This window comes from Nisaea sp. (assembly GCF_034670185.1).
GTDB lineage: Bacteria > Pseudomonadota > Alphaproteobacteria > Thalassobaculales > Thalassobaculaceae > Nisaea.
Genome location: NZ_JAXMNY010000001.1, coordinates 1,041,986 through 1,056,107, shown reverse-complemented (window position 1 = coordinate 1,056,107; position 14,122 = coordinate 1,041,986). Strand labels below are relative to the sequence as shown.

11 protein-coding genes are annotated in these 14,122 nt (G+C 56.4%); 5 read left to right on the top strand and 6 right to left on the bottom strand.

Annotated features, from left to right (window positions below):
- Positions 1 to 19: 19 nt before the first annotated feature.
- The 4 genes from VOI22_RS04990 to VOI22_RS04975 form a co-directional block, all read right to left on the bottom strand.
- Complete coding sequence (locus VOI22_RS04990; RefSeq protein ID WP_323795459.1) at positions 20 to 1,027, bottom strand: BMP family protein; 1,008 nt, start codon at positions 1,025 to 1,027, stop codon at positions 20 to 22.
- Positions 1,028 to 1,275: 248 nt separating this feature from the next.
- Positions 1,276 to 3,249, bottom strand: a complete 1,974-nt coding sequence (locus VOI22_RS04985) for a sensor histidine kinase (protein ID WP_323795458.1) — start codon at positions 3,247 to 3,249, stop codon at positions 1,276 to 1,278.
- On the bottom strand, positions 3,246 to 4,349 hold the full coding sequence (locus VOI22_RS04980; RefSeq protein ID WP_323795457.1) for an ABC transporter substrate-binding protein: 1,104 nt from the start codon (positions 4,347 to 4,349) through the stop codon (positions 3,246 to 3,248). Before VOI22_RS04980 ends, VOI22_RS04985 begins: the two co-directional genes overlap by 4 nt.
- Before the next feature lie 285 nt (positions 4,350 to 4,634).
- Complete coding sequence (locus tag VOI22_RS04975) at positions 4,635 to 5,729, bottom strand: ABC transporter substrate-binding protein (RefSeq protein WP_323795456.1); 1,095 nt, start codon at positions 5,727 to 5,729, stop codon at positions 4,635 to 4,637.
- Positions 5,730 to 6,029: 300 nt separating this feature from the next.
- On the opposite strand from VOI22_RS04975, the gene VOI22_RS04970 reads away from it, so the two are divergent.
- Positions 6,030 to 6,482, top strand: coding sequence for a YtoQ family protein (locus VOI22_RS04970; RefSeq protein WP_323795455.1), 453 nt, complete (start codon positions 6,030 to 6,032; stop codon positions 6,480 to 6,482).
- Between the two features lie 18 nt (positions 6,483 to 6,500).
- Positions 6,501 to 7,187, top strand: coding sequence for an aspartate/glutamate racemase family protein (locus tag VOI22_RS04965; RefSeq protein ID WP_323795454.1), 687 nt, complete (start codon positions 6,501 to 6,503; stop codon positions 7,185 to 7,187).
- A gap of 76 nt (positions 7,188 to 7,263) precedes the next feature.
- Here VOI22_RS04965 and VOI22_RS04960 read toward each other — a convergent pair whose 3' ends face one another.
- Complete coding sequence (locus VOI22_RS04960) at positions 7,264 to 7,791, bottom strand: MarR family transcriptional regulator (protein ID WP_323795453.1); 528 nt, start codon at positions 7,789 to 7,791, stop codon at positions 7,264 to 7,266.
- A 384-nt stretch (positions 7,792 to 8,175) separates the two neighbouring features.
- On the opposite strand from VOI22_RS04960, the gene VOI22_RS04955 reads away from it, so the two are divergent.
- On the top strand, positions 8,176 to 9,489 hold the full coding sequence (locus tag VOI22_RS04955; protein WP_323795452.1) for an FAD-binding oxidoreductase: 1,314 nt from the start codon (positions 8,176 to 8,178) through the stop codon (positions 9,487 to 9,489).
- 54 nt (positions 9,490 to 9,543) lie between these two features.
- On the opposite strand, the gene VOI22_RS04950 is transcribed toward VOI22_RS04955, so the two are convergent.
- Positions 9,544 to 11,133 carry a peptide chain release factor 3 gene (locus VOI22_RS04950; protein WP_323795451.1) on the bottom strand — a complete coding sequence of 530 codons (1,590 nt, stop codon included), beginning with the start codon at positions 11,131 to 11,133 and terminating at the stop codon, positions 9,544 to 9,546.
- Between the two features lie 105 nt (positions 11,134 to 11,238).
- Between VOI22_RS04950 and VOI22_RS04945 the strand changes: the two genes are divergently transcribed.
- Complete coding sequence (locus VOI22_RS04945; protein ID WP_323795450.1) at positions 11,239 to 12,249, top strand: P1 family peptidase; 1,011 nt, start codon at positions 11,239 to 11,241, stop codon at positions 12,247 to 12,249.
- Positions 12,234 to 14,063 carry an adenylate/guanylate cyclase domain-containing protein gene (locus tag VOI22_RS04940; RefSeq protein WP_323795449.1) on the top strand — a complete coding sequence of 610 codons (1,830 nt, stop codon included), beginning with the start codon at positions 12,234 to 12,236 and terminating at the stop codon, positions 14,061 to 14,063. Before VOI22_RS04945 ends, VOI22_RS04940 begins: the two co-directional genes overlap by 16 nt.
- The last annotated feature ends 59 nt before the right edge of the window (positions 14,064 to 14,122 follow it).

The window sequence follows — 14,122 nt, the reverse complement described above, 5'->3', positions numbered from 1 at the left end:
TGCGTGACATCCCAACGGATCAGAACGTGGATTTAGGCTCGTTGTCGTTGATCTCGACCACGAAATCGCCGGACATGATCTGCTTGGAAAGCTCGGCGACCTTGGCTTTTGCTTCCGCCGGGATTTTATCCTCGAACTCATAATACGGGGCGAGGCTGGCGCCGCCCTTCTGCATCATGGTCCATTCCTTGTAGTCCTCGGCTTTGAAGCTGCCTGCCTTGACCTGCTCGATGGCGTAATCGATCGCACTTTCCATGTGCCACAAGGCGGAAGTCACGACCACGCCCGTGCCATTCTCTTCTTTGTTCATGTCATTCACATTGCCAAAGGCGAGGATGCCTTTTTCGCGAGCCGCATCGACCACGCCGGCGCGTTCGGCATAAAGGATATCGACGCCGGATTCGATCTGGGCGAACGCCGCTTCCTTGGCCTTCGGCGGATCGTACCAGGAGCCGATGAAGGTGACCTTGAATTCGATCGCCGGATCGACCGACTTGGCGCCAGCCATGAAGGCATGGAACAACCGGTTCACCTCGCCGATCGGATAACCGCCGACCATGCCAATCTTTTTCGACTTGGTCATGCTACCGGCGATGATACCCATCAGGTAGCACGGCTCGTGGATATAGTTATCGAAAACGGAGAAATTGCTGCCGTGCGGCTTGAAGGGATCACCCATAACGAAGGCGACGTTCGGATATTCGTCGGCCACCTTGCGAGCCTCGCGGCTGATGCCGAAGGCCTCGCCGACGATCAGCTGAACACCGCTTTCGGCATATTCGCGCAGCACGCGGATATAGTCTGTATTGGAGACCTTTTCCGAAAAGGAATACTCGATCTTGCCAGCGGCCTTTGCGGCCTCAAGAGCCTGATGCAGGCGCGCATCCCATTTCTGCTGGATCGGCTGGGTATAGATGCCCGCGACCTTGATTTTGCCTGCCGCGTTGGCGAGTCCCGACGGCAGCGTTGAGATGGCGCTGAGAGCGGCCAGCGTTGCCAGAACCTGGCGGCGCGAAAGAAGTGTCATATCAGTCCCCCGAAAAGCGAAACGGCGCATGCTCCGGATTTCCTCCGTTGCATCAGGCCGTTCTCTGTTTTGCCAAATCCTCCCGTCTCATCCGTGGCATTCTTCTTAGCATCCCTGCTATCGGGACGCCGTCCCGCGTTGGGGTTGCGATGCCATCGTATGTGACAGTTCAATTTCAGCATTTGGTTTCGGAATGTCAATCGAACCCGGAGGGGGGCGAAAAAGCATCATGTTGAAAATGTCAGCTTTCAAGCCGGAACTGGCGGGGCCTTTTCGTTACTGGAGGCTTCATTTTCCTGCAATGGAGCTACGACAGGGATCAGGAGGTTGAAGTTTGTTCCTTCGCCTGGTGTGCTCTTGACCGTCAGGCTGCCGCCGAGCACGTTTGTTGCGGCGTTGTACGATATATGCAGCCCGAGACCGGTCCCGCCCTGACCGAATTTGGTTGTGTAGAAAGGATTGAAGATCTTTTCCGAGACGTCCGGCTCCATTCCGATCCCGTCATCCCGAACGGAAATCTGAATCATCCCCGCATCAGCCTCGGTAACGGAAATATGGATGCTGCCCGATGTGTCCGGAAACGCATGCTTTGAGGCATTGTCTACAAGATTGGTAATGATTTGCCCCAGCTCGCCCGGGTAGCTGTCAATTTCGAGCCGCTCGGGAATATCCTCAATCACGACACGTATATTTTTGGCTATGGAAGGCTGCAATGTCAGCACCGTCGCTGATACCAACTCATGCAAACGGAACGCCCGGCGAAAAGATGTCGTCCTGTCGACTGCCACCTGCTTGAAGTTTGCTACCAGATCACAGGCACGCTCGACATTCATGGAGGCCATCGAGGTCGTTTCCTGGATTCGCTTCAGGAACTTCATAAGATCGGACTTGCGCAGCCCCTTTTCCATCAAACTGTTGAAACTCTGGATCTCTTGATTTTGGGCGGACAAGCTAAGCTTGCTGTTTCCCAGAGGTGTATTCAGTTCATGTGCTATGCCAGCGACCAGACGTCCGAGAGCAGCCAGTTTTTCAACCTCGATCAACTCATTCTGCGTCATCTGCAGATTGCTTAGCGCTTCGGAAAGATCCGAGTTGGTCGCGGCCAGATCCTGCGTGCGCCTCTGGACCCTGTTCTCAAGCTCTTCATTCATCTCCTTCAGGGCCTGCTCCCGACTGACGAGCGCGTCGGCCATGGCTTCGAGGTCACCGGAAAGCTGATTGAACTCCTTGATTGTACCGGTCGGCCAGGTCTCGGGCTGGCGACCGGAAGCGACCAGACGGGCACGCTCGATAACCAACTTCACGGTGCTTGTCATCGTCTGCGCCCAGAGCGGGGCCAATAGCGCTCCGATGATCGAGGTGGAGATGAAACCCGTGACGATGATGGCGACAAGGTCCTGGGTCGCGGAATTATCCATACCACGCGGAATTCGACTGACGAAGAGCCACCCAAGTGAGTCAGAAAACTCGGCCCACGCGAAGTAATCCCGCCCATCGTAGGAAAGTTCCTCCGGCATGAGCGTTCCATTCAAACCCGCCTGAACGACTGGCAGATGCAGAAGATTATGCCGTCCCGAACGCGCAATTCTTGTATCTGCGACAACTTCACCGAGGCGATCCACGATCCAGAGATCAAGCTGCCTGTCGCTACGCGAAAATTGGCTTATGGAGACGATCTGATCGAGAGGTACCTCTCCAATGATGATTTTATTGCTTCCTTTCAGAGGGACAGCGACGCCGACAGTTACGATCCCCGATATGGAGGATAATTGGGTGTCACTCCACGCCTGCTTTTGAGTCTCGGAAACTGTGCGAAACAGTTTATTGCCGGACATATCGATTCCGACGATTTCTTCAATATATTCAGTGCTGTAATTTTTTACGCTAGCATCGACGAGGAGGCCCTGATCGTCGACTAGATAAATGGCGTCGAAGCCATCGCCGCGGGCCGTTTGCAGCAAAAAATAGATTTCCTGCTCTGGGACATTGTCAACAGCTGCGGCCAGAACCTTCAGGCGATGCTCAAGAGAACGCAGGTATTCCTCGACTCGAGCGGCCATCTCCGCCGCCGACTCTTTGGCTATTGATCGGTTTTCCTCAGCGATCTGAGGCAAGCGAATAGCCAGCGTGATCGATCCGACGATTACGAGAGCAACCAGAGGCGTGAAGACGAATAAAAGAGAGAGCGCGACGCGCAGAGAAAGGACTTTCGGGATCTTCATTTCCGGATGAATTTCCCTTTCTGAACGGTAACGAAAACAAGCTGCCTCGCACTATCTCCAAAACCGTCGAACGTCACTTTCTGTTGCAGGCCCTGGGTTGTACCAAGCGCATCCATTGACGATTTCATGGTCTCATCGTCCCCCCTCTCCTGAAGAGCGGAAAACAAAACTGTCGCGCCGTCATAAGCCGCGATGCTTGAAAAACCCGGATCGGAGCGGAACCTGGCTTTATAAGCATCCCGGAATGCAACGTAATGTGCGGTCTCATCATACCGGTCATATGTTTGCAGTAGGAGAAGCCCTTCAATCGCGGCACCGCCAAGAGTGAGAAGGCTTTCCGAAGCAGCCCATTCCGCGGCCATGAGCTCTACTTCTTTATCCTGTTTTCGGACCTGCTGGGTGAGCTGCGCAGAATCTACGCCGTTGGCGATAAAAATCATTGCGTCCGGCTTCGATGCCAAAAGGGTCGTCGCCGCGCGGGAAAACTCTCCGCCGATAGTGCTGTCAAACTGGAACGAGGCAACGAGCGTGCCTCCTAGTTCGGTAAAAGCCCTTTCAAACTCATCCTGCCAGCTTGAGGAAAAGAGCGCATTTCTTCCGTCAAGCGCAGTGGCCATTTTTCGGTGCCCGACATCAATGCTGTATCGCGCGTAGGCTTCAGCATATTGACGAGTCGATGAGCCTATACGGTAGAAATGATCGTTATTGCCGACAAAGGCGAGGGAAGAAACCGTCGGGGTGATCGATACGATCTTGGCCTCGTTGATGACCGGAACCATGCCGCCTGCAACAACACTGAGGTTGGGGCCAATAATTGCCTCTACGCCCTCAGCGATCAAGGATTGCGCTGCCTCTGCTCCACCTTCCGACGTCCCAAGATCATCGCGCACGAGAAGCTGGATCTGGCGTCCGTTGATCCCTCCGGCTTCGTTCTTTTCGTCGACGGCCATCTGGACAGCATTTCGTGACGCGATGCCAATATCGGATGCCCTTCCCTCAAGGCCGCCGATAAAGCCTACCCGAATGACTTCGGGATCGCCGCAGGCAGCGAGTTGCAGCAAGAGAATCATTACCGCAGATAGCGTTACGTATGGCCGCATGAGCTGTCTCTCCAGTATTTAATCAACTGGACGCTTTCATACTTATAATAAAATTTAGTAAATATTCCGGCACTTGGACTGACGACCTGTTCGGGTAGAATGCAAATACTCCTCGACGCGCCACCATCTCCGTCGCGGACTCTTTGGTTATCGTTCGGTTTTCCTCGGCGCTCTGCGGCAAGCGAATGGCAAGTGTGATCGAACCGACGATCACCAGAGCGACCAGAGATGTAAAGACAAACAAAAGAGAAAGTGCGACACGCAGCGAGAGTACCCGTGGGGGCTTCATTTGCGAATGAATTCCCCATTTTGGACCGTCACGAACACAAGCTCCCGGACGCTGTCTCCAAAACTGTCAAAATCAACGTCCTGTTGCAGGCCTTTAATTGTGTCAAGCGCATCCATCGATCTTTTCAGAGTCCCATCCTCCACTTGATCAGTGAGTGCGGAAAACAGAACCGTCGCAGCGTCATAAGCGGCGATGCTGGAGAATCCCGGCTCGGAGCGGAACCTCTCTATGTAAGAGTCCCTGAAGAGAATATAATGCGCCGACACATCGTTCAGATCGTAGGGTTGCAGAAGAACCAGGCCCTCGATTGCGGTCCCACCGAGAGTGAGGAGGCTTTCCGAAGCAGCCCATTCCCCAGCAAGGAGTGCAATTGCACGATCCTGTTTTCGTATCAGCTGGGTAAGCTGAGCAGCATCGACACCGTTGGCAATAAAAATCAGTGCATCTGATCCGGTGCTCAACAGTTTCGTTGCGAATACGCCGCCAACTGTGGCGTCGAACTGGTGCGACGCCACGAGTGTGCCGCCAAGTCTGGTGAAGGCCTTGTCGAATTCACTACTCCAGCTCAAGGTAAGAAGCCGATTTCGGCCATCAAGCGCAAGGGCGATTTTTCGATAGCCCTCATCAATGCAGTATCTTGCGTAAGCTTCCGCAAATTGACGGGTCGATGAGCCTATACGGTAGAAATGATCGTTCTTGCCGACAAAGGCGAGGGAAGAAACGGTCGGGGTGACAGTTACGATCTTGGCCTCATTGATCACCGGGAGCATGCCGCCTGCAACAACACTGAGATTGGGACCTATGATCGCGTCTACCCCTTCAGCGATCAAGGATCGAGCAGCTTCCGCTCCGCCTTCCGACGTCCCAAGATCATCGCGAACGAGAAGCTGGATCTGGCGTCCATTGATCCCTCCGGCTTCGTTCTTTTCGTCGACGGCCATCTGGACCGCGTTCCGTGACGCGATACCAATATCGGATGCCCTTCCTTCAAGGCCGCCGATAAAACCGACACGAATAACTTCGGGATCGCCACAGGCTGCGAGTTGCAGCAAGAGCATCATTACCGCAGAAAGCGTCGCATATGGCCGCATGAGCTGTCTCTCCAGTGCTTAATGCACTGAACGTTTTCATACCTTTGATAAAATTTGGTAAATGTTTCTACACATTGGCTGATTCCGAATTCAGAGGTGTGCATATTACGGTTCGGCGAACCGGGCATAAGAGCTGACCGGCGGTCACGATCCCCAAACCCTGAAAAGTACTTTTTCTTCTTACCTTGTCATTGAAGAGCGCGCGTTCCGAAATCGCCCTCAGGTATTCCGCAAAGTTGCGGACTGTGAGAAATCGGCAAACTGGGATATCAAGTGCGGTCTGTTCTGTAGGAGGGTTCGATGACTGATCTTGAAGTCTATTTGTCTGGTGAAATTCACACGGACTGGCGCGCGGAAATTGAAGAAGCGGTGAAAGCTGCGGGATTGCCAATCAGCTTCACCGCACCGGTAACGGTTCACGAAAACAGCGACGATTGCGGTGTGTCGATTCTCGGCAGCGAGGAAAAGCCGTTCTGGGCCGATCACAAGGGCGCCAAGGTCAATGCGATCCGGACCCGCACCCTGATCGAGCGCGCCGACATCGTTGTTGTCCGGTTCGGCGACAAATACAAACAGTGGAATGCAGCGTTCGACGCGGGATATGCAGCCGCACTCGGAAAGCCGCTCATCGTCCAGCATGATCCGTCGCTGACGCACCCGCTGAAAGAAGTCGATGGCGCGGCGTTAGCCGTTGCGGAAACGCCGGCGCAGGTTGCTGCGGTATTGCGTTATGTGGTGACTGGAGAACTTTAAGGTCCGGCGTATAAACCGATGAAGCATATAGGAATTGTTGGTTGCTCGGCCGAAGGTGCGGCGCTCTGCTACCGGACCATCTGCGCGGAAGGAGCGGCCCTGCTTGGTGCGCACGAGCATCCCGACATCACGATGCACACGCCGCCACTTTCGAAATATGTCAGCTGCCTCGAAGCAGGGGATTTGAGCGGCGTCGGGGAGTTGATGCTCGATTCCGCCCGAAGACTGGAACGCGCCGGGGCGGATTTCTTGATTTGCCCGGATAACACCATTCACCAGGCATTCGACTATGTGGCGGAGCGATACCCGCTTCCATGGCTGCATATTGCAGAAGAATCCGCGGCTTTCGCCCGGGAGCATGGATTCCGAAAAGTCGGTTTGCTTGGCACCAGATGGTTGGTCGAGAGCGATGTCTATCCGGAGAAACTTGAAGCGCTTGGCATCGACTGGATCCGGCCTGATCCGGAAGAGATTATCGAAATCTCCCGGATCATCATGGAAGAGCTCGTTCCAGGCCGTTTCCTTTCGGGCTCGATATCCTACTTTCAGGCGCTTATCGAACGCATGAAAGAGCGCGGCGCGGATTCGATTCTTCTCGGCTGCACGGAGATACCGCTGATCATCAGTGACGAGAACAGCGTTCTCCCGACACTGGATTCGACAAGAACACTCGCCCGCGCGGCTCTTCGGGCGGCGACCAGCTGATATCAGCCTGCACCAAAAACAGAACGCGCCGCTCAAGAGCGACGCGTTCGGCAGTTTTTCGGATGTAGGGGGAATTTTATCCGAAAGTAATGTATTCGGCCCAGATCTGGTCCAGCTGGCGCAGCGTGGAGGTCGCATTTTCCATACCGCGCAGAAGTTCACTGCGGCCGTTGCTGAATTCCATGTGACGGGCTTCCAGGTCCCGGAGACGGGTGACGATGTCCCTGCCCTTGGGAGACAATCGCAGGCGCACTGACCGCCGGTCGTGCGCCGCGCGTTCCTGCTCCAGATATCCGTATTCGGAAAGCTTCTTGACGTTGTAAGAGACGGTCGAGGCCTGATAGCCTTTGCGATGGATAAGATCCCGGACAGGGATATCCTCGTCTCCAATGCCGACAAGCATCAATGCTTGTGACGGGTTGATATTGTTGATCCCCATGGATTCGAGTTCAACACGAACCACGTCGAGGTACCGGCGATGCAGCCGGTCAAGCATCGAGGTCAGTTCTAGATAGCCCGACCGTACGGTTTCGGCGGATGCGCCGATGCCGATATCAGCCGTATCGATCTTCAGGGCAGAGCGTCGAAGTGTCTGTACGGTCATGGTTTGTCTCCGCATCGCATGAGCAGTTTCTTTCGAACTGATGCTATTCCATCAAAATGGTTTCTAATTGTAAAGCTTAATCAGCAAATGACGTTACGAATGAGTGTCACCATTAGGTATGATGCTGTTTTGCCCCGCTAATGCGCTGATTTCCTTCTAAAAATTAAAAAGAATTTCATAGAAAAAATCGGGCCAACCAAAAGCCACCTCCGGTCCTTTGCTGTTTTTGATGGGTTGGCGGCGGACAATTTATGCCGATAACCGTACAGAAGGGCGATTGACCGGCGCTGACGCTCAGCGATTATAAGAGCGATAATTCAATGCAAGGCAAAGCAAGGGCGTCGGTTTCTATTCGGAATCCGTCTCGCGAACTTCAGATTAGAAATGGAAACGGGAATGACTGGTTTGGAGCGACGCGGATCAGGTTACGTGGACAGTTATTATGGCCGGACTCTGAAAGCTCCCGTCTCGCGCCCTACCCTCGCGCATGATCTTGACTGCGATATCTGCGTCGTTGGAGGCGGCATGGCAGGCCTCGCTACGGCCTTGGGGCTTGCCGAGCGGGGAAAGAAAGTTGTCGTCCTTGAGGCTCAACGGGTCGGTTGGGGTGCGTCAGGCCGTAATGGCGGTTTTGTCAGTGCCGGGTACAGCCTAGGGTCGGACGGTATTGAATCTGTCGTGGGTCGCGAGGATGCAGATGCGCTTATGCGCCTCAGCCTCGATGCCCTCACCCTCATCCGTTCACGGCTTGATCAATACGGCATCGATGCCGGGCCGATGCAGGACGGGATTATGAAGGCGTCCTGGTACCGGAATGCCGATGGCCTGAAAGCCAGTGCTGAGAAGATGAACAAGCGGTTCGATCTTGGACTGGAATTCAAAAGCCGCGAGGAGATGAAGGAACTCTACCGCACTGAGCGGTACCACGAGGGCCTACTGGACCCGACGGCGTTTCAGTTTCACTCCCTGAACTTCACCAACGGTATCGCAGATGCTTGCACCGGTCTGGGAGCAACAATCTTTGAGAACAGTGCCGTAACTCACATGGACCTCAGCACGGACAAAAAACGGATCGACACGGCGACTGGCAGCGTGACGGCCAATCAGGTTGTGATCTGCTGTTCGGGCTATATCGGCCACCTGCATCCGAAGCTGTCCCGGGCGACATTGCCGGTCGGGACCTATGTGGTCCTTACAGAGCCGCTTGGCGACCGGCTGCGAGATGCCATCAAAGCGCCCTATGCGACGTCGGATAGCCGCCTCGCGGGCGATTATTACCGTGCCCTGCCCGATACAAGATTGCTATGGGGCGGACGTGTCAGCTCCAATCTGTCGCCGCGTAATCTGAGGCAGAAGATGATTGGCGATATCCTGAAGATCTATCCCCAACTCGAGGGTATTCGGGCCGAAGTCGCCTGGCCCGGGACTATGGGCTATTCGGTGCACAAGATGCCCCAGATCGGACAGCTGCAACCGGGTGTCTGGTATAATCAGGGATATGGCGGGCACGGCATGTGCGCCACCACGGCCGGTGGAGAGGTCGTGGCAAAGGCCATTGCTGAGGATGACGAGACCTATAAGCTGTTCGCCCCCTTCGGCCTCGATTTCGCTGGTGGCCCACTCGGCCCATTGATTGCCCAGTGCGCCTATTGGGGCTTTCAGATCCAGGACCGGTGGCAGGCCTGGCGTTCTCACTAAGATCTACGCTCATAAGTACGTCCCGTCGCGACGGGACCAAGGGAGCAGATGCGCCTAGGCCATCTGCTCCTTCACTTTCAGGAACTTGATCTTCGGCCAGTTCTCGGCCGTGTGCTGTAGGTGCCAGCCATTGCGGGCCATGAAGACCGGCATGTTGTCGTGGTCGTCGGCCAGATCGCCCTGGTTCGCCTCGATGAACTTCTTAAGTTCCGCCGGGTCTTCGGCTTCCAGCCAGCGCGCCGTATACAGTCCGGCCGTCTCGAAACTCACCGGCACGTCGTACTCGGTGCGAATCCGGTCCGCCAGCACTTCGAATTGCAGCGCACCGACCACGCCGACAATCCAGCTACCGCCGATCCGGGTCTTGAAGGCCTTCGCAGCCCCCTCTTCCGCCAGCTGGACCACTGCCTTCTCGAGATGCTTCGCCCGCAGAGGGTCGGTCGGCCGAACCCGTTGCAGTAGTTCCGGCGCGAAACTCGGAATGCCGTTGAACTGGAGATCCTCGCCCTCGGTCAGTGCATCGCCGATCCGCAGATTGCCGTGGTTCGGGATGCCGATGATGTCGCCCGGCCAGGCTTCGTCCGCGATTTCACGGTCCTGGGCCAGGAACATCACCGGATTGTGGATGTTCATCAGCTTGCCGCTGCGGACATGCTTCAGCTTGGCGCCGCGTTTGAAATGGCCGGAGCAGATCCGGGCGAAGGCAATGCGATCCCGATGCTTCGGATCCATGTTTGCCTGGATCTTGAAGATGAATGCCGAGACCTTTTTCTCCGCCGGCGTCACTTCGCGCGTTTTCGTCGCCTGCGGACGCGGCGGCGGAGCGTAGCGCGCAACGCCGCCAAGCAGTTCCCGAACGCCGAAATTGTTCACCGCACTGCCGAAATAGACCGGCGTCATGCTGCCGCCGAGGAATGCTTCCGGATCGAAATCCGGGCACAGCCCGCGCGCCATCTCAACTTCCTCGCGGAGCTGTTTTGCGGCGGAAGCCGGCAGCAATTCATCCAGCTTCGGATCGTCCAGCCCGTTGCAGGTTAGCCCCTGGTCCGGTGCATCGTGGCTGCCGCGATCCATCAGGATCAGCTTGTCGTTCAGCAGGTCGTAACACCCCTTGAAGGCTTTCCCCATGCCGATCGGCCAGCTTGCCGGCGTCACATCCAGAGCCAGTTTCTGCTCGATTTCATCCAGCAGCTCGAAACTGTCCCGTGCCTCGCGGTCCATCTTGTTGACGAAGGTAATGATCGGGACGTCGCGCAGGCGGCAGACCTCGAACAGTTTGAGGGTCTGCTCCTCTATGCCTTTCGCGCCGTCGATCACCATGATGGCGCTATCGACGGCCGTCAGGGTCCGGTAGGTGTCCTCCGAGAAATCTTCATGGCCTGGCGTGTCGAGCAGGTTGAAGGTGTTGTTCCCGTAATCGAAGGTCATCACCGACGAGGCGACGGAAATGCCTCGCTCGCGCTCGACCTTCATCCAGTCGGAATGGGCACGCCGCTGCTGTCCGCGCGCCTTAACGGCACCGGCCATCTGAATTGCGCCCCCGAACAGGAGCAGCTTCTCGGTCAAAGTGGTCTTACCGGCATCCGGGTGCGCGATGATCGCGAAAGTGCGCCGGCGCCCCACAGCGTCGTCAAGGGAACTCATCTAATCGTCCTTATTGGGGAACGCCGTCGTATATAAAGACTTTGTCCAATCAGTCCAATAGCCGATGCTGGCTATCCGCCATGCGGAAGTGGGAGGCCCAATAAAGTGCAACCGGGGAAACTCAATCTCATCACCGATGTTCCGGGACTCCGGGTGGGCAATGCCGATGACGAGCGTTTGCGGAGCGGCGTCACAGTATTGGTGCCAGATGGGGAGATGGTTGCCTCGGTTGATTCGCGTGGCGGCGGGACCGGATCGCGCGAATTCGACCTGTTGCGTCCGGAAGCGACGGTTCAGAGCGTGAACGCCATTGTGTTGAGTGGCGGATCAGCCTTCGGTCTCGACTCTGCAGGCGGCGTTATGGCGGGCCTACGGGAAAAAGGCATCGGATATCGGGCCGGCGCCTCGATCGTGCCCATCGTTCCGGCCGCTATACTCTTTGATCTCAATAACGGCGGTGACAAGAACTGGGGAGACGCATCGCCTTACCCAACTCTTGGCCGCACGGCCTATGAAGCAGCGTCCGATGATTTCAGGCTCGGCAATGCAGGCGCCGGATTTGGTGCGAATGCCGGTGGGTATAAAGGCGGTCTCGGCAGTGCCTCGGTTCGGGTTGCCGATGACGGACCGACAGTTGGCGCGCTGGTTGCCGTAAACGCGGTCGGCGCTGTCACTTATCCTACATCCGGTGCGTTCTTCGCATGGGCTTCCGAAGCGGCTGGTGAATTCGGGGGCGTTATGCCGGTTTCCGAGGACAGAGGCAGTGCCGTTGACATGCCTAAGCTCGCGGGCCCGAGGGAGAACACCACGATCGGCATCGTCGCGACCGACGCTGCGCTGACCAAATCCCAGTGCAGGCAGTTCGCCATCATGGCGCACCAGGGGCTGACCCGCGCCATTCGGCCTGCCAACACGCCGTTCGACGGAGACGTGGTCTTTGGCGTTTCCACCGGTATCCGTCCCCTCGCCGATCCGGTACGCGATCTTGCGACGCTTGGCGCACACGCCGCGGATTGCCTGGCCCGTGCGGTAGCGCGCGGGGTCTTTGAAGCCGAGAGTCAGGGACAGTCTGTCAGTTACCGGGAAAAGTTTGGATTTCCATGCCGGACAAGCTGACAACGTCCAGCCACAGGATTACCATTCGCACCCTGTTGCTGCGCGATATAGGCGGATTGTTCCTGATAGCGCTCGGGGCGGTGCTGGCCGTCACGCTCTATTTTGGTAATCAGGGCGGGCTGGCTGTGGTTAGGGAAAATGCCAACGCCACCATCAGTTCAATCAAGCAGACATTAACTGCCCATATTCGGCCCGCGTTGAAGGCTGCCGAATTTGTCGGCCAATACGCAATGCCTGATGGTGCTCCAATGAGCCCCGCCGCCGAGGACATGGCCAAGATTGCACTCTACATGCAGCCACATATCCGGGGCTTGGTTTTCATCTGGAATGACGGACCTATAGAATGGATTGCATCCGATGGGCGAAGGGGCGCGCGCGCCATCGCTCCAGGGTCGATCGAAGAGAGAGCGGTTCGAGACGCCCGTATGATCGGGGAGTCCTATCTTGCGGCAGCGGTTTATTCCGAAGGCGCGGGACTGACCTTGATCAGTGCGCGCAGTCCGATTTTTGACGAGGACGGCAGCTATATTGGAGTCGCCGCAGCGGCGATTTCACCTCTGGATATTTCAGTGTTCCTCCGGGATGCCGACATTGCAGGCGGTGCCGTCTTCGTGCTGGACCAAAAGGACCGTCTCCTCGCCCACCCCATCCTGACGGACCCCAGCATGAAGACGCTGATGTCCAAGAAAAAGCCGCTGTTGACTGCAACCGAGCTTGGAGATCCGGTACTGGCTGCCTTGCTTGATCCTGACCGCCGCGAGTCCGGAACATTGGACAAGACCACGGGCACCGAATACTGGACCGTAACGGTAGGCGGCACAGACTATGTCGCATTGACTCAGAGAGTCTCCGTGACGCGCGGCAACAGCTACACAGTCGGAATGTATGTCGATCAGTCAGCAAGCAGCTATAACGACATGGTGCGCTATTTGACCTACGGAGCGATTGCGGGGCTGATCGTCATGGGCTTGGCAATGCTAAGGCTCAGGCAACTGGCTGAACGGATCCGCCTCCCCGTCACGGAGTTGGCGTCCGCTTCGAACGCCATTGCCAAGCTCGACCTTGAAACCGTTCCGATGATTCGCGGGAATCCGGTGCGGGAATTCAATGATGCGGCGGACGCCTTCAACGCGATGATCGCCGGTCTGGCGCAGTTCCGGGTCTATGTACCCCGCTCACTCGTTATGGAAATTATGAGGGAGCGCGGAAGTCAGGGTGTGCGATCCGTTGAACGGGAGGTGACGGTCCTGTTTTCTGACATTGTTGGCTTCACCGGTATCTCGCAAAAACATCCGCCGGATGAGGTCGTCGATATGCTCAACGCCCATTTCACACTTATGAACAATGCCATCGAAGCGGAAGGCGGCAATATCGACAAATATACCGGCGACAGCGTGATGGCATTCTGGGGGGCGCCAGCTGAGCGACCGGACCATGCTGCGGCCGGCATGCGGGCCGCAAGACGCATCGCGAGCCTGATCAGGGAGGATAACCAGAGGCGCGCGGATCAGGGCATGGAGCAAATTCATATTCGGATAGGGATTGCAACGGGCACTGCGATCGTCGGCAATATCGGTGCGCCGGACCGAATCAATTACACGATCGTCGGCGATACGGTGAACGTGGCCAACCGTTTGGAGCAACTGGGAAAACAAATCGCCCCAGAAGCTGATATCTGCGCTCTTGTAGCAGCAGAAACGGCGAGATCGGCCGGGAACCCGGAGAACATATCAAATGTCGGCCTCTTCGAGCTGCGTGGTCGCACCGGGGCTGTGCAGGTATTCCGGCTAAACCTTGAGGCTGACCCAGCTTAGCGCCCCTGAAGGGTATTAACAGCATCCGTATTCGTGTCTTCCCAGCAAGTTCGGCTAAG